The sequence below is a fragment of the Pradoshia eiseniae genome, assembly GCF_002946355.1.
Lineage (GTDB): Bacteria > Bacillota > Bacilli > Bacillales > Pradoshiaceae > Pradoshia > Pradoshia eiseniae.
In genome coordinates, this window is sequence record NZ_PKOZ01000008.1 from 118825 (window position 1) to 134610 (window position 15786).

A 15786-nucleotide genomic window follows, 5' to 3' on the forward strand; every position below is an offset into this window, starting at 1 on the left:
GTGAGAATGCGAGCAGTATAGGGGTGGATTGGCAGCTTGATACGGTATAATGGAAACAGTCTTATGCTTATTTGACAGAGAGGTCTTGGAGGGGCTCTTCCCATTCGATTTCCGCATCTGGATAGTGAAGCTTAACTTGCTCTTCGATATAGAGAAGATCATCTGTGGTCAGGGAATCCGCATCAGCAGACGAAGCAGTTGAAATAAGAATGGAACTGACCGATTCGGGGTTATTCTTATCCCGTAAATATTTTTCTCCCTCAAATAGAAGACCTTTATAAGTGAGCGTGAAGTTCTTGTGTGCATTATGTCTCTCATCTAGCAGGTAAAACTGCTGATGCTTTTGGGAGGAATAGAGCTTACGCCATGGACTCAGGAATCGCTTGATTCCACTATATAAGAAAAAGATGATGGTAATCATCATTGCCATCTTTAGAATAAGTGTCATTTGATTACTTCCTTTCACTTCCATCTAGGTCTTTTACGAGTGAGAGCTGGAAAAGGTTTCGCATTAGGGTTATTAATTTTTAAAGGATAAGTTAAGGCTAAAATAGAAACATACATATGAAGAGTAATTGGAAGGAATGATGAGCATGACCAAAATGGATGAAACACTCTTAATGCTGAAGGAATTGACAGATGTAAATGGCATTGCGGGCAATGAATCACAGCCCCGAGAAGTGATGAAACGTATGATAGAGCCTTATGCGGATTCGATCACATTTGATGGAATTGGTTCATTGATTGCGGAGAAGAAAGGGGCTGAAAACGGCCCGCGCATCATGCTGGCAGGACATTTGGATGAGGTCGGATTCATGGTTACACGCATTGATGAGAAGGGATTCATCTTTTTCCAAACGATTGGCGGCTGGTGGTCTCAAGTTATGCTCTCCCAGCGCGTGACGGTTACGACTTCAAAGGGAGAAGAAATTACGGGTATCATCGGCTCAACTCCCCCGCATGTTCTTCCGCCTGAAGCAAGAAAGAAACCAGCTGATATTAAGGATATGTTCATCGATATCGGTGCGGCAAGCCGTGAGGAAGCGATGGATTGGGGCATCCGCCCAGGCGATATGATCACGCCTTATTTCGAATTTACGGTCATGAAGAATTCGCAGATGCTGATGGCAAAAGCCTGGGATAACCGAATCGGCTGTGCGATTGCCATTGAGGCCATGAAACGTTTGAAGGATGAAAAGCACCCTAATATCTTTTATGGTGTCGGAACGGTGCAAGAGGAAGTCGGCTTGCGCGGAGCTAAAACGGCTGCGGCAGCCGTTCAGCCGGATATCGCGATTGCCGTTGACGTCGGCATCGCCGCAGACACGCCGGGACTGTCCGAAAAGCATGGCATCGCCAAAGCAGGAAAAGGTCCAGGGCTTGTTTTATATGATGCAAGCTTGGTTGCTCATAAAGGCTTGCGTGAATTTATTGAGGGTGTTGCTGAAGAGATGAACATCCCATACCAATATGACCATATCCCTGGCGGCGGTACTGATGCTGGATCCTTCCACCTCGCAGGAACTGGTGCACCTTCCATTGCAGTCACGATCCCAACTCGCTATATTCACTCTAATGCGGGAATCCTGAATCGGGATGATTTCGAGAATACGGTCTGTTTAATCGTTGAACTTGTGAAGCGGCTTGACCGTCAAGCAGTTGATCAGATTAAATATAGCTAATAAAAAAACGATGACGGAGTGTTAACTCCATCATCGTTTTTCAATGCTTTAATGCCGTCTCCAGCAATCCAAGCATCTCATGCTTCTCATCATCTGAAGCTTTCTGCCAAATCAGTTCAAATAATACCCCAAGTCCGGGTAGCATTTTTTCCTCTCCGGATTGAATGGCATCGACGATGGTTGCTTCGAGCTCTTGCTGGGAGTTTCCGGTCACATTATGAATGATGGCATTACGCAAATTAAGATTCATGTTCATTCCTCCAAAGTAGTCTTGATGGTAGTTTTGCTATTCTTTGCTGTTTCTATGTATACAAAATCGGCTATAATGGAAGAACGTTAATGAAGAGGTGAAGGAAAGTTGAAATATATTGAATCAATGCAGAACACTCGCGTGAAGCAATGGAAAAAGCTTCTTGGCAAGAAGGAACGGGATAAGAGCAGGAAGTTTCTTGTTGAGGGCTTTCATCTAGTAGAGGAGGCGCTTAAGAACGGTCTTGTGGAGGATATTATCCTCAAGGAAGGGACGGACTTGCCGGTGAAATGGGACGTGGAGCTTGCCGACCTATTCACGGTACATAATGAGGTATTTGCTGCACTTGCAGATACAGATACGCCGCAAGGAATCATTGCCGTATGCCATAAGCCTCGCTTTGAACTTGAGGAGGGGAGCCTCGAGACAGTCCTGCTCATTGACCGCGTGCAGGACCCTGGAAATATCGGCACGATGATCCGTACAGCCGATGCGGCTGGTTTTAGCGCCGTTATCCTGGGAGATGGATGTGCAGACCCGTACAGCCCGAAGGTTGTCCGTTCCACGCAAGGAAGCCTGTTCCATCTTCCTATCCTAAAAGGTAATCTCGGAGATTGGATTGAACGCCTGCAAACAGGTGGGGTAAAAGTATTGGGTACGGCCCTGCAAGGAGCGAAGCCTTACCGGGAAATTGAACGGGCCGACCGTTTTGCCCTCCTTGTTGGAAACGAGGGGAGCGGGGTAAGCACAGAGCTCCTGCAAAAAACAGACCAGAATGTGTACATTCCCATCTATGGGAAAAGTGAATCCTTGAATGTGGCTGTTGCAGCCGGCATTCTCATGTATGGGCTAAAGAATTAATTTTTCGCCGAGGGTTTGAAACGGACGAGAAATTCGATTATAATGAAACAATAAAAATTGATGATGAAAAGCGAAGATGGAGAACAAGTAATTGTTTCATGTATTGGGCTGAACCAGGGAGAAAATGCCGAGGACTGAAAGCATTTTTAGAAGCCAGAAGCAATGAATTCACCTCCGGAGCTGCAACCGGGACCGCTGCGAGCGTAAAGGTTTGCCGGCATAAAAGCCGTTATGAAATGAAGCGAGCACAGCCTTCTTAAGGTGTGCTAACAAGGGTGGTACCGCGACTCATAACCTCGTCCCTTTTTTAGGAGACGGGGTTTTTTGTGTTTTCATTTAATTCATCATATTGACCAATTAGGAGGATGTATCATGCAAGAAAAATTACAAGCATTGCAGCAGGAAGCCTTGCAAAAAGTCACTGACGCAGCTGATTTGAAAGCGTTGAATGATGTCCGTGTTGCTTATCTTGGCAAGAAAGGGCCGATTACGGAAGTATTAAGAGGAATGGGCAGCCTTTCAGCGGAAGAAAGACCGAAGCTTGGCGCCTTAGCCAATGAGGTACGTGCGGCAATCACAGCGGCAATTGAAGAAAAACATGCAGCTCTTGAAGAGGAGGCCGTGAATCAGCAGCTTGCGGCTGAAAAGATTGATGTTACCCTTCCAGGTGCTCCTGTAAGAAAAGGCAATCATCATCCGCTTACAAAAATCACCGAGCAGCTTGAGGACTTATTCCTTGGCATGGGCTACACAATTGCAGAAGGCCCTGAGGTGGAGCAGGATTACTATAACTTTGAGGCATTGAACCTGCCGAAGAGCCACCCGGCAAGAGATATGCAGGATTCCTTCTATATCACAGAAGAGATCTTGATGCGTACTCACACATCTCCAGTGCAAGCCCGCACGATGGAAAAGCATGAAGGGAAAGGACCGGTTAAAATCATTTGCCCAGGTAAAGTATATCGCCGTGATAATGATGACGCGACCCACTCCCATCAGTTCATGCAAATTGAAGGACTTGTTGTGGATGAAAACATTACGATGGCTGACTTAAATGGCACGCTTGAGGTATTCGCGAAGAAATTCTTCGGTGAAGATCGTGAAATCCGTCTTCGCCCAAGCTTCTTCCCATTCACGGAGCCATCCGTTGAGATGGATATCTCCTGCAAAATTTGCGGCGGCAAAGGCTGCTCCGTATGTAAGGGAACAGGTTGGATTGAAATCTTAGGCGGCGGTATGGTGCACCCGAACGTGCTTGAGATGGCTGGTTTTGACTCCAGCAAATATACTGGATTTGCCTTTGGTATGGGTGTAGAGCGTATTGCGATGCTGAAATACGGCATTGATGATATTCGTCATTTCTATACAAATGATGTTCGCTTCACTAGCCAGTTTCACTGCCACGAGTAAAGAATGAGTCAGGAGGAAAAATCATGTTCGTATCATATAAATGGTTACAAGAGTATGTTGATTTAGATGGAATCAGCGCACAGGAATTAGCAGAGAAAATTACACGCAGCGGGATTGAAGTAGAAGGTGTCGAGGCACCGGCAGAGTCAATCACAAACGTTGTCATTGGTCATGTATTGCAAAAAGAACAGCATCCGAATGCAGATAAATTAAGTGTCTGCCAGGTAGATGTTGGTGAAGAGGAGCCAATCCAGATCGTATGCGGCGCACCGAATGTAGCAGCAGGCCAAAAAGTACCGGTTGCCCGTGTAGGTGCCGTCCTTCCAGGCAATTTCAAAATCAAGAAAAGCAAGCTTCGCGGGGAAGCATCGAACGGAATGATTTGCTCCCTTCAAGAGCTTGGCATTGAAGCAAAGGTTGTCGCGAAGGAATATGCGACTGGAATCTTCGTATTCCCAAGCGATGTTGTTCCTGGAACGAACGCACTTGAAGTGCTTGGTCTAGATGACGCCATCCTAGAGCTTGGTCTTACACCAAACCGCTCTGACTGCTTGAGCATGCTCGGTGTCGCATATGAGGTGGCAGCTATCCTCGGCAAGGAAGTGAAGCTTCCAGAGGTAGCTGTATCCGGTTCTGAGGAAGTAGCAACTGATTACATCTCCATCAAGGTAGAAGCGAAGGAACAAAATCCTTTATACATCGCGAAAGTCATCAAGGATGTCAAAATTGGGCCTTCACCATTATGGCTGCAATCCATCCTTATGAAGAGCGGCATCCGTCCGCATAATAATGTCGTTGACGTGACGAACTATATTCTTCTTGAATACGGCCAGCCGCTTCACTCATTTGACTATGACCGTCTTGGTTCAAAAGAGATTGTCGTACGCATGGCACATGAAGGCGAAAAGCTCGTAACGCTTGACGAAGCAGAGCGCACGCTTACTCCGGAGCATTTGGTCATCACAAATGGTCAAGAGCCAATCGCACTCGCAGGTGTCATGGGAGGAGCAAACTCCGAGGTTGTGGATGAAACAACAACTGTTCTGCTTGAAGCAGCTTATTTCGCTGGCGGCCCAGTGCGTAAAGCATCCAAAGATTTCGGCCTTCGCTCTGAAGCAAGTGCCCGCTTTGAAAAAGGGGTTGACCCGAACCGCGTTCGCGCAGCAGGCGACCGTGCAGCTGAAATGATTGCAGAGCTTGCAGGCGGAACAGTGCTTGATGGCTATGCTGAAGTGGATGAAATAGCGGTTGAACCAGCGGTTGTTAGCATTACGCTTGGCAAAATTAATAAAGTACTTGGTACAGAACTGCAAGTATCTGATGTGGAAGACATCCTCTCTCGCCTTCAGTTTGAAGTGAAGACAGAAGGAGAAGAATTCGTCATCACGGTACCGACTCGCCGCGGCGATATCACGATTCCAGAGGATATCATTGAAGAGGTTGCCCGCCTATACGGATATGATAACCTTCCAAAGACATTGCCTGTCGGTGAATCTAAACCAGGCTTATTAACGGACTATCAATTAAAACGCCGTATTGTGCGCCGTTATCTTGAAGGCTCAGGCTTAATGCAAAACGTGACGTACTCTCTCACATCCGAGGAGAAAGCTGCGATGTACGCACTTGATAAACGTGAAAGCATCCGTCTTGCGATGCCGATGAGTGAAGAGAGAAGCACGCTTCGCATGAGCTTGCTGCCAGGTCTTCTGGATGTTGTGAAATACAATGTTGCCCGTCAAATGGACAGCGTTGCTGTATATGAAACAGGCGATGTCTTCTTGAAAACTAGCAGTGATGAGCTTCCGGAAGAAAAAGAACATCTCGCTGGAGCGGTAACTGGTCTATGGAACGCTAACCTATGGCAAGGCGAGAAGAAACCAGTTGATTTCTTCGTTGTAAAAGGAATCCTTGAAGGCTTATTCCGTCAATTAGGCGTGAGCGAGCGCATCGAATGGAAGCAGGCTGTCAGAGAAGATATGCATCCAGGACGCACGGCCGATATTCTTTTAGATGGAGAACTATTAGGCTTTGCTGGCCAAGTCCACCCTAAAGTGGAAAAGAAAGAAGACTTGAAAGCGACATATGTATTTGAGCTATCTCTTGACGCACTATTAAACGCAGAGACAAAAGAAATCCAATACACAGCGATCCCGCGCTTCCCATCCATCACACGCGACATCGCGCTAGTCGTTGACAAGGATGTAGTGGCAGGAGAAATGAGCGCCATCATCAAAGAAGCAGGCGGCAAACTTCTGAAAGAAGTACACCTCTTCGATCTATATGAAGGTGAAAGAATGGAAGAAGGCAAAAAATCACTCGCATTCTCCCTAAAATACTTCGATCCAGAAAAAACACTAACGGATGAGGAAGTAACAAAAGCCCATGGCAAGGTATTGTTTGCTGTGGAAGAAAAAGGAGCGACATTAAGAGGCTGACCGAAAAGCTGAGGCGGCTTGCCCAGGAGCGAGGAGCATAAGGCAGAGCTGTGGAGGGGGTGTTTTCCCCGTAACAGCTATGCTTATGTCCTGAGCTCCTAGCCGCCCGAAGCTAGACACGGCGACTGATTAAGAGGAACAAAGACTAAGAACGCAGCATCGTGCGGCAACATCTTTGTGACCGACATCATGTCGGCCCGCGACAAGCATAAGAAAAAAGCGCGAAGGGAAGCTCCATCTCCCGTAGCGCTTTTTCTTATGTCTCGAGCAGCTAGGAGCCGAAGCTGGATTGGTTAAGAGGCTGATTGAAAAGCTGAGGCGGCTGATAGAGGAACAAAGACTAAGAACGCCACTTCCTGTGGCAACGTCTTTGTGACCAACATCGTGTTGGCCCACGCCGCGTCGTGCGGCACCGTCTTTGTGACCAACGTCGTGTTGGCCTGAAAGAGGCGAAAAACCAAATCGGTTTTTCGTCTTTTTTATTGCCCTCTGTTAAATAAATTTTCTCACGATTCGCAGATAAAAAGACATGATTATAGACGATTTTTTATCGTGTTTGTGCAGGAGGTATTGTCGTATAGTTGTTTCTGAGCAATAAGTTAGCTCTTTAACTAAAGGGGGAGGAGAGCTTACTACAATTATTGTGAAAGCTCACAAAATACATCCATATTTCATTGTTCTTCTTACCATTTCAATATAAGGACATTGAGGCACGCCAAGAAAGGGATAAAGAACGAATGAAGCTGGGGCTTTCTCAAAATGAATATTATGAGAGAAGGGGTTTGATAGAGAACAGCTACATTTTAATGCACAAGGGAATGTACTCTTTATAGGAGCAAATATGTTGGCTACCTTGCTATATCATTGGCGACATATAAAGCATTGATCCAAAGGATTAATGCTCTTTATGTTGAATTCCTTATTGTAGAACCTGAGCAGGCTGGTTTTACAAGGAGTGCAAAGAGTATATAGTTTAATAGCTGCTACCCTATATAAAGGGATTTGTCCTTATGATGAAAAGAAAAAATTATGTCGTTCCATTGTGGGGAGGTAGGTGACAATTGAAAAAAAGAGTTAGTTGTATATCTCAGATTTTAGTAGTGGTGTTCTTCACTTTAATGGTAGTAATAGACTTTTTTCCGGACATAGGAATAACCAAGTCGATAGGGACAATAGGAGTCATTATATTTTTAGTATTAGCAATGTTAACTCGTCATAAAGGGGAACCGGAATACAAATCAAGTAAACAAGAATTTATCTTTACCCTTCTTGGCGGAATATACATTTTCTCAATCCTATTAACTTTGACTTTACTAGGTGGTGTTTCTCAAGCTGGAATTGGATTGAATAACCCAATATTATGGGGGGTGTATATAGTTGGAGTTCTAGTTTCCTATACTAAGTATAGAAAGGAGTTAAAAAGCCGCAATAATAGTTAAGCTTTTCAATAAATATTTGATAAACATAGTTAGGGGACAGATTAGCAAAAGACGAAGAGACTGCAAAATTAGTAACTAAAGTATATTCGGAGCTAATCTATTAGAAGACATGGATGTCCCGGGACACAACGATATGTATCAATGAGGAGAAAAGGAAAAATGTATATGAATGGATGTTGAACGGATGTGATTCTTTTGAAGAATTAACTTCTTTTTCTGTTGAATTTCTAATGGAACAACAGGCAGGTTAGTTGTATGAGTCCTGACAAAGAAGTTGAAACAGTAATATTAACCTACAAGATATGGAGGCATACATAAAATGAAGTTCATTAAAATCATTTTGGCACTAATCCCAGTTCCATTCCTATTTCATTTTTATGAATATAACTACTGTAATCTTAAAGGGCACGATGCTGTTTTCTTATTTCCAGTGTTTCTATTGTTCATAACTGTCGTAGGCGTAACTTCGAGAAACATAAAATTACCTTTGTTCTTTGGAGTTAATTTCATAATGACAGTTATTTCCTTGTTGCTTGGCTATTTTTTAATTGTAGATGATGGAAGTTGGTTTAAACCTTTCGGAAGAGACTTCGCAATTATATTTATTTCTGCTGTTTATATCTTAGGACAGTTAATTATAAGAGGAATAATAAGAGGGACAAGTGAGTTCTATTCATCCATCAAACAGTAAGGCTAGTGTGCAATTAACGGAGGCATTGATCAAGGAGGATTAATGCCGTTTTTTGTCGAATTCCTTATGGTAGAACGGGAGAAGTTTTGTAAAATCAGGAAGGAATTTGGAGTGGCTGTCGAATTACATTTTATTTGAATTTGAATAGGGTGATTGAAACGTGTTGAAGGGCAAAGATTTGAAGAAAGAAGTTTTTGGCATCTTACCTATACTTATCATTTGCTTTGCATATGCATACCAAGAGCCAATATTGACAACTGAGAAAGCCATAAGTTATGCAGCATTGTGTTTGTATTCTCCGCCAGAAAGGTTGGGGATAAAAGCTGTGGATATTAATTGGGATGATATTAAAGCTGAGAAATTTTCCATTGAAGAAAAGAGTGGATTTTATAGTCAACTCACCAATCGACGTGAATTAAATATAACGATGAAAGCTAAAAATGGAGAAGAGCTAACCGTTAGGATGGACGCATACAATGGGAGCTGTCTTGAAGTGACTGGTCCATTAAATTAACGGGAAGTCCTGCGACTTATTGAACTGACAGGGGCTATAGCTGAATCACTTATCTGTCGAAAGTCCTTTTATGGATCCAGGGCATCTAGGAGGCCGGCAAAAATTAAAATAGTTAGGGTTCCCAGGGTAATTAGCCGTATAAATCTCTCTTTCGCAGTAGATAGATCCGATTGTCCGCGGCTGTTGCTAGTAACTTGTTCTTGGTAGGTAAAGAAATTGCCTTCTTGATTTTCTTAAAGTGAGTATGCTTTCTGCCATATTAGTATAGTTGTTTATATGCTTAATTGTATCTGTATTTATCAGAAACAGAAAAGAATAAAAAAGCCGAAGCTGCAAATCATTACAGCTTCGGCAGTGTTTCACAAGCCTGCCTTTCGCACGATTTGGCGGGCTTTTTCTGTGTTGGCAAAATGCAATTTGGCGAGTGGAGCCAGTGCGGCTTCCCCTTTTTTCGCGATGATGAGGGCGGCGGTATCATCGACTTTAGAGCTGGCTCCCTTTGGAATGGTGACCCCAGCCTGCTCGCTTAATAGATCCATATGCTTTAAGAAGGCATAGCGGGCGATGACGGAGGCGGCAGCGACAGCTGTTGAGATGCTTTCCGCTTTTGTGCTGAAATAGAGCGGGACTTCTCTTTTTCCGTTTGTTGCGGTATGGCGGAAATAAACGCCAGGCTCGCAGAATTGGTCAATCAGAATGCCGTCCGGTTTGACTCCGTTCAATTTGCCGAGTAGATGGTTGATGGCTTGTTCATGGAGCATGGCCTTCATCTTGCCTTGGCTATATCCTTTTCGCTGCAATTCATTGTATTTCTCATTGCGCAATACGAGCAGGCTATAGGGTATCATCTCTGTGATCTTACGTCCAAGGATGAGGATTTGCGGATCTTTGATCGTTTTCGAGTCACGGATTCCCATATCCTCCAGTACTTTGATATGCTCAGTAGAAACATAGGCAGCGGCGACGGTTACCGGCCCGAAATAATCACCTGTACCTGCCTCATCTGTGCCGATGATGCTTAATTGATTAATAGTGGCTGGCGGTCGGAACTCATGGTCTGAAACATTCCGCTTCGTTGTGAATGAAGAGGTGCTTTTCTTCATAGCGGGTGAAGGGGAAGAACTGCCCCACTTCCCTGCCTCAGAAGCTGTGTTGCTTCCTTGAAATAATACTTTGCCTGATTTATAGGCCGTAATGGTAGCTCCATTTACTTTGGCTGAAAAAACAGCGCCAGGCGGTGTGTTGGCCGTTAAAGATGTAGCATAATAATCTTTCATTTTATTAAGTGTTTCATTCGATACTTTGATGACGGTATTGGACATTCGATTCACCTCTTTGGGATTTCAGTAGAGTATGTAATTGACAGTTCTTATCAAGTAATTCCAAGAAAATCAATTTCATGGTATGATAAAAGACAGGATTTTTTACGAATGGAGGCACTAACCTTGTCGTTTCAAAAAAACAGGGTCAACGTTGAGATATACGGACAACAATACACCATTGTAGGGGACGAGGCAACGTCTCACTTGCGCAAGGTCGCCCTATCAGTGGACGAAAGAATGCGGGAAATTGGCCAAAAGAATCCGGGACTGGATACGACGAAATTGGCGGTGCTGACCGCGGTCAATGCCATCCACGATTATTATAAATTATTGGAGAAGATTGAGGAATTGGAATTAGAACTAAATCAAGAAAAGAAATGAGGATAACATGGTTACATTCATAATATTATTTGCTTTGTTGCTTGGATTCTTCGTTGGTCTTAGAAGAGGACTGATTCTCCAGACAATTCATTTGGCAGGCTTCATCATTGCTTTGATTGTCGCAAGGATGTTCTATAAGGATTTAGGAGATAAGTTGGAGATGTGGGTGCCATACCCAACACCTGGTGAGGGCACACTGAAGATGCTGTTTGATGTCGTTCACCTTGACGTTGCTTTTTATAATGCGATTGCGTTCCTGTTGATTTTCATCTTGGTCAAAATCGCTTTGCAGATGATTGGGTCCATGCTTGATTTTCTTGCCCAGCTGCCATTATTGAAGCAAATTAATAAAGTGGCTGGCGGTGCGCTTGGCTTTGTTCAAACCTATGTTGGAATCTTCATCCTTCTCTATATTGCTGCGATGCTTCCGGTTGGTACCTTGCAGGAGATGATTCAAGGGTCTTCCTTGGCAGAGGCGATTATTCTTAATACGCCATTTCTGTCCAATTGGGTAACGGACCTCTGGTTTAACCCGCTGTCATGACTTTTCCATCCATGGGGAAGTCTTTCTTTTTATGAAGCGTGAGTCAGCTTGTATATAATAATAGTTACCGGTATATTTACAACAAAAACGCACAGGTGGGTGAATCGTATGAGCGTGAATAAAAAAGACGTCATTAAACTATTGGAAACGATAGCGACATATATGGAATTGAAGGGAGAGAACCCTTTTAAGGTGTCAGCTTTTCGGAAGGCTGCGCAGGCACTTGAGATTGATGATAGAAGCTTAACGGAAATCGAGGATTTCACCAAGCTCTCCGGCATTGGCAAGGGAACAGCGGCTGTTATTACCGAGTATTTGGAGACAGGCTCTTCTGAAGTGCTGAAGGAATTGCAGGAGGAGGTCCCAAAGGGACTGATTCCTCTTTTGAGACTTCAAGGGCTCGGAGGTAAGAAGATTGCTAAGCTTTATAAGGAGCTGCAGATCACTAATGCAGATGAGCTGAAGGCTGCTTGTGAAGAGGGGCGTGTGTCAGCGCTTTCCGGTTTTGGCAAGAAAACGGAGGAGAATATCCTTGAGGCAATCAAGACGATGAATACGAAGCCGGACAGGCTCCCTCTTGCTGTCATGCTGCCGATCGTGGAGGATATTGAACGCCGGCTCGAGGGAATGAAAGAAATCATCCGTTTTTCCCGTGCCGGCAGTATCAGGCGCGGCCGCGAGACTATTAAGGATTTAGATTTTATCATTGCGACGAATGAGCCTGCCAGAATTAAAGAAGACATCCTGGCATTTGAGCATATTGACCATATTGTCGCAGCCGGAGATACGAAGGTGTCGCTTGCCCTTTCATATGACCATGAGATTGCGGTTGATTTCCGCATGGTCAAGCCGGAGGAGTTTGTCACAGCCCTGCACTATTTCACGGGCTCGAAGGATCATAATGTGAGACTTCGGCAGCTGGCGAAGGACAGGGGCGAGAAGGTAAGCGAATATGGGGTTGAAAACCTGGAAACAGGTGAGGTGAAGACCTTTGAGCGGGAAGAGGATATGTTTGCTCATTTTGGTTTGCCGTTTATTCCGCCAGAGCTTAGACAGGATGGAAGCGAGATTGAGAAATTTACGAAGGATTACCCGCTGATTCAGGAAGAGGATATTAAGGGAGACCTTCATATGCATACGACCTGGAGTGATGGGGCGCAGACATTGCGCGAGATGGTAGAAGCCTGCCGGGAAAAGGGCTATCGCTATATGGCCATTACAGACCATTCCCAGTACTTAAAGGTGGCAAACGGCTTGACCGCTGAGCGAGTCAGGAAACAAAAAGAAGAGATTCGCAAACTCAATGAAGAGTATGATGATATTATGATTCTATCCGGAATCGAGATGGATATCCTGCCTGATGGGACGCTTGATTTCGATGATGAACTCCTCGCTGAGCTTGATATTGTCATTGCATCCATTCATTCGTCCTTCTCGCAGCCGCAGGAGGTCATTATGGAGCGGTTAAAAACAGCCCTGATGAATAAGCATGTAGACATCATCGCCCATCCGACAGGCCGGGTCATTGGCAGAAGGGACGGCTATGACGTAGACATGGATATGCTGATTCAGCTGGCTGCCGAAACAAACACGGCGCTTGAATTAAACGCTAATCCGAACCGTCTTGACTTGTCGGCGAAAAATGTCAAGAAAGCGCAGGAGGCAGGGGTGGCGATTGTCATCAACACGGATGCCCATAGCACAGAGATGCTTCATAATATGGAGGTAGGCATCGCAAACGCCAAGAGGGGCTGGCTCAAAAAAGAAACAGTCCTGAATGCGCGGAACGAGGAAGAACTACTGTCATTTTTGAACCGAAATGACTGACTATAGATTAAGGGGGATTTTTCTCCATGCAGCAAAAAGTATTAAAAACATTAGAATATAACAAGATTATTGAACAGCTTGAACAGCATGCATCCTCAAGCTTAGGCCGGGATTTATGCCACCATCTCCTTCCAAACGCTGATTTAGAGGAAGTGAGGCATTCCCAGGAGGAAACTGACCAGGCGCGGACTGTCTACCGCCTGAAGGGTTCAGTGCCGCTTGGAGGTATTTTTGACATCCGCGGCTCGATGAAGCGGGCGCGAATTGGAGGGGTCCTCAGTGCAACTGAATTGATGGAGACGGCGAGCACGCTTCGAGCAGGCCGCAATATCCGCAAATTCCTGGAGGATATGCAGGAGAACGAGATTGAGCTTCCTATTCTTTATGCCTATAAGGATGAACTGACAAGCTTGCATGATGTTGAGAAAGAAATTAACGGAGCCATTGGTGATAATGGCGAGGTCCTTGATTCTGCAAGCGATGCCCTTCGTACATTAAGGCAGCAATTACGGACAAATGAGGCAAGGGTGCGTGAGAAGCTTGAAAGCATGATTCGCTCAAGCAATGCGTCCAAAATGCTATCAGATGCGATTATTACCATTCGGAATGACCGATTTGTCATCCCGGTAAAACAGGAATACAGAAGTCATTACGGCGGAATCATTCACGATCAATCCGCTTCTGGACAGACCTTATTCATTGAGCCTCAATCGATTGTGCAATTGAATAACTCCCTTTCTGATATTCGGATTAAAGAGGCTCGTGAGGTGGAAAGAATTCTGACAAGTCTATCGAATATGGCTGGGGAGCATTCAGAGGAGATATTGGCCAATGTCGATATTCTTGCAGCCCTCGATTTTGCTTTTGCCAAGGCGAAGTATGCAAGAGCCATCCAAGCGACGATGCCTTCGATGAACAATAAGGGTATCATCAAATTGAAGAGCGCCCGCCATCCGTTAATCGACCCGGAGAATGTCGTCGCCAATGATATCATCTTAGGTGAAACGTATGGCACGATGGTAATCACTGGACCGAATACAGGGGGTAAGACAGTTACCTTGAAAACGGTCGGCCTATGTACATTGATGGCGATGTCGGGCTTACAGGTGCCTGCACAGGAAGGTTCTGAGCTTGCCGTCTTCCGTTCCGTTTATGCGGATATCGGTGATGAGCAGTCAATTGAACAAAGCTTGAGTACATTCTCTTCCCACATGGTCAATATCGTAGAGATTCTTGAGACATTAGATTTCGAGAGCCTCGTCCTGTTTGATGAGCTGGGCGCTGGAACTGACCCGCAGGAAGGGGCTGCGCTTGCGATCGCCATTCTTGATGAGGTGCATACACGCGGCGCGAAGGTAATCGCCACGACTCACTACCCTGAACTGAAGGCATATGGATACAATAAAGAAGGCGTCATTAATGCGAGTGTGGAATTTGATGTGGAAACGCTGAGCCCGACATATCGCCTTTTAATTGGTGTGCCAGGACGAAGCAATGCCTTTGAAATCTCCACGAAGCTTGGCTTGAGCGACCGCATCATCCGCAATGCAAGAGGCATGGTCGGAGTGGAGTCCAATAAGGTAGAAAATATGATTGCCTCCCTTGAGACATCACGCAGAGAAGCGGAGAAGGATTTGGAAGAGGCAGAGGCTTACCTTAAGAATGCTGAACGTCTTCACAAGGACCTTCAAAAAGAGATGATGGAATACTATGAGAAGAAGGATGCCTTGATTGAGAAGGCGAAGCAGGAAGCGAGAGAGCTCGTCAGTCAAGCGGAAAAGGAAGCGGAGGGAATCATCAGCGACCTTAGGAAGCTTCGCTTGGAGAAGAATGCCGAAGTGAAGGAGCATGAGCTGATTGAGGCAAGACGTAAGCTGACAGAGGCCAAGCCAGAATTGACAAAGCAGGTCAGAAGGAGCGGCACAGGCAGTGCACAGAGAACGCTCAAGCCTGGGGATGAAGTTAAAGTATTATCCTTCAATCAGAAGGGAACCTTGCTTGAGAAGGTTTCAGACGATGAATGGAACGTACAAATGGGTATCCTGAAGATGAAGGTAAAAGAAAAGGATCTTGAATTCAAGAGTAGCCCTAAGCCTGTCGAGACACGGACGATTGCTAGCGTGAAAGGCAGGGACTTCCACGTAAATCTGGAGCTTGATTTGCGCGGTGAGCGGTATGAGAGCGCCTTGGCTCGTGTCGAGAAGTACATCGATGATGCCCTACTTGCAGGCTATCCTCGTGTGTCCATTATTCATGGAAAGGGCACAGGGGCACTAAGACAAGGGGTTAGAGATTATTTAAAGAACCATCGTTCCGTAAAATCGATGCGCTTTGGGGAAGCCTCTGAGGGCGGAACGGGTGTCACGATAGTTGAGTTAAAATAAAGGGGCTTAACGGGAGGAACCTATGGAGACATTGGCGAAAGTGCTG

14 protein-coding genes and 1 pseudogene are annotated in these 15786 nt (G+C 45.2%); 12 read left to right on the forward strand and 3 right to left on the reverse strand.

What is annotated here, in order from left to right; translation table 11 throughout:
- Positions 1–67: 67 nt before the first annotated feature.
- Complete coding sequence (locus CYL18_RS13560; RefSeq protein WP_104850060.1) at positions 68–448, reverse strand: sigma-w pathway protein ysdB; 381 nt, start codon at positions 446–448, stop codon at positions 68–70.
- A 145-nt stretch (positions 449–593) separates the two neighbouring features.
- Here CYL18_RS13560 and CYL18_RS13565 point away from each other — a divergent pair, with 145 nt between their 5' ends.
- Positions 594–1682 (forward strand): M42 family metallopeptidase, encoded by a 1089-nt coding sequence (locus CYL18_RS13565; RefSeq protein WP_104850102.1) that lies wholly within the window; start codon positions 594–596, stop codon positions 1680–1682.
- Positions 1683–1722: 40 nt separating this feature from the next.
- Here the strand turns inward: CYL18_RS13565 and sspI are convergent, their stop codons facing one another.
- Positions 1723–1932 (reverse strand): small acid-soluble spore protein SspI, encoded by a 210-nt coding sequence (gene sspI, locus CYL18_RS13570; protein WP_104850061.1) that lies wholly within the window; start codon positions 1930–1932, stop codon positions 1723–1725.
- A gap of 126 nt (positions 1933–2058) precedes the next feature.
- Between sspI and CYL18_RS13575 the strand changes: the two genes are divergently transcribed.
- The 7 genes and pseudogenes from CYL18_RS13575 (at position 2059) to CYL18_RS13600 (ending at position 9282) form a co-directional block, all read left to right on the forward strand.
- On the forward strand, positions 2059–2793 hold the full coding sequence (locus CYL18_RS13575) for a TrmH family RNA methyltransferase (protein WP_201741287.1): 735 nt from the start codon (positions 2059–2061) through the stop codon (positions 2791–2793).
- A gap of 372 nt (positions 2794–3165) precedes the next feature.
- Positions 3166–4203 (forward strand): phenylalanine--tRNA ligase subunit alpha, encoded by a 1038-nt coding sequence (gene pheS / locus CYL18_RS13580; RefSeq protein WP_104850063.1) that lies wholly within the window; start codon positions 3166–3168, stop codon positions 4201–4203.
- Positions 4204–4226: 23 nt separating this feature from the next.
- Positions 4227–6638: a phenylalanine--tRNA ligase subunit beta gene (gene pheT, locus CYL18_RS13585; protein WP_104850064.1), complete on the forward strand. Its 2412-nt coding sequence runs from the start codon at positions 4227–4229 to the stop codon at positions 6636–6638.
- An 817-nt stretch (positions 6639–7455) separates the two neighbouring features.
- Positions 7456–7524, forward strand: a pseudogene (locus tag CYL18_RS19720) (hypothetical protein); the annotation flags it as partial.
- Positions 7525–7699: 175 nt separating this feature from the next.
- Positions 7700–8077 (forward strand): hypothetical protein, encoded by a 378-nt coding sequence (locus tag CYL18_RS13590; RefSeq protein ID WP_104850065.1) that lies wholly within the window; start codon positions 7700–7702, stop codon positions 8075–8077.
- Positions 8078–8396: 319 nt separating this feature from the next.
- On the forward strand, positions 8397–8768 hold the full coding sequence (locus CYL18_RS19400) for a hypothetical protein (RefSeq protein ID WP_201741284.1): 372 nt from the start codon (positions 8397–8399) through the stop codon (positions 8766–8768).
- A gap of 160 nt (positions 8769–8928) precedes the next feature.
- A complete protein-coding gene (locus tag CYL18_RS13600) occupies positions 8929–9282 on the forward strand; it encodes a hypothetical protein (RefSeq protein ID WP_104850066.1) in 354 nt (117 codons plus the stop codon).
- A 359-nt stretch (positions 9283–9641) separates the two neighbouring features.
- Here the strand turns inward: CYL18_RS13600 and rnhC are convergent, their stop codons facing one another.
- On the reverse strand, positions 9642–10604 hold the full coding sequence (gene rnhC / locus CYL18_RS13605) for a ribonuclease HIII (RefSeq protein WP_104850067.1): 963 nt from the start codon (positions 10602–10604) through the stop codon (positions 9642–9644).
- A 108-nt stretch (positions 10605–10712) separates the two neighbouring features.
- Between rnhC and zapA the strand changes: the two genes are divergently transcribed.
- From zapA to CYL18_RS13625, 4 genes are all read left to right on the forward strand, one after another.
- A complete protein-coding gene (gene zapA / locus CYL18_RS13610) occupies positions 10713–10985 on the forward strand; it encodes a cell division protein ZapA (RefSeq protein WP_104850068.1) in 273 nt (90 codons plus the stop codon).
- Positions 10986–10992: 7 nt separating this feature from the next.
- A complete protein-coding gene (locus CYL18_RS13615; protein ID WP_104850069.1) occupies positions 10993–11529 on the forward strand; it encodes a CvpA family protein in 537 nt (178 codons plus the stop codon).
- 108 nt (positions 11530–11637) lie between these two features.
- Positions 11638–13356, forward strand: a complete 1719-nt coding sequence (gene polX, locus CYL18_RS13620) for a DNA polymerase/3'-5' exonuclease PolX (protein WP_104850070.1) — start codon at positions 11638–11640, stop codon at positions 13354–13356.
- Between the two features lie 26 nt (positions 13357–13382).
- Positions 13383–15740, forward strand: a complete 2358-nt coding sequence (locus CYL18_RS13625) for an endonuclease MutS2 (protein WP_104850071.1) — start codon at positions 13383–13385, stop codon at positions 15738–15740.
- Positions 15741–15786 lie beyond the last annotated feature (46 nt).

Coding starts and splice junctions, on each gene's coding strand:
- CYL18_RS13560 (WP_104850060.1), bottom strand. CDS start 448: ATGACACTTATTCTAAAGATGGCAATGATGATTACCATCATCTTTTTC.
- CYL18_RS13565 (WP_104850102.1), top strand. CDS start 594: ATGACCAAAATGGATGAAACACTCTTAATGCTGAAGGAATTGACAGAT.
- sspI (WP_104850061.1), bottom strand. CDS start 1,932: ATGAATCTTAATTTGCGTAATGCCATCATTCATAATGTGACCGGAAAC.
- CYL18_RS13575 (WP_201741287.1), top strand. CDS start 2,059: ATGCAGAACACTCGCGTGAAGCAATGGAAAAAGCTTCTTGGCAAGAAG.
- pheS (WP_104850063.1), top strand. CDS start 3,166: ATGCAAGAAAAATTACAAGCATTGCAGCAGGAAGCCTTGCAAAAAGTC.
- pheT (WP_104850064.1), top strand. CDS start 4,227: ATGTTCGTATCATATAAATGGTTACAAGAGTATGTTGATTTAGATGGA.
- CYL18_RS19400 (WP_201741284.1), top strand. CDS start 8,397: ATGAAGTTCATTAAAATCATTTTGGCACTAATCCCAGTTCCATTCCTA.
- rnhC (WP_104850067.1), bottom strand. CDS start 10,604: ATGTCCAATACCGTCATCAAAGTATCGAATGAAACACTTAATAAAATG.
- zapA (WP_104850068.1), top strand. CDS start 10,713: ATGGAGGCACTAACCTTGTCGTTTCAAAAAAACAGGGTCAACGTTGAG.
- CYL18_RS13615 (WP_104850069.1), top strand. CDS start 10,993: ATGGTTACATTCATAATATTATTTGCTTTGTTGCTTGGATTCTTCGTT.
- polX (WP_104850070.1), top strand. CDS start 11,638: ATGAGCGTGAATAAAAAAGACGTCATTAAACTATTGGAAACGATAGCG.
- CYL18_RS13625 (WP_104850071.1), top strand. CDS start 13,383: ATGCAGCAAAAAGTATTAAAAACATTAGAATATAACAAGATTATTGAA.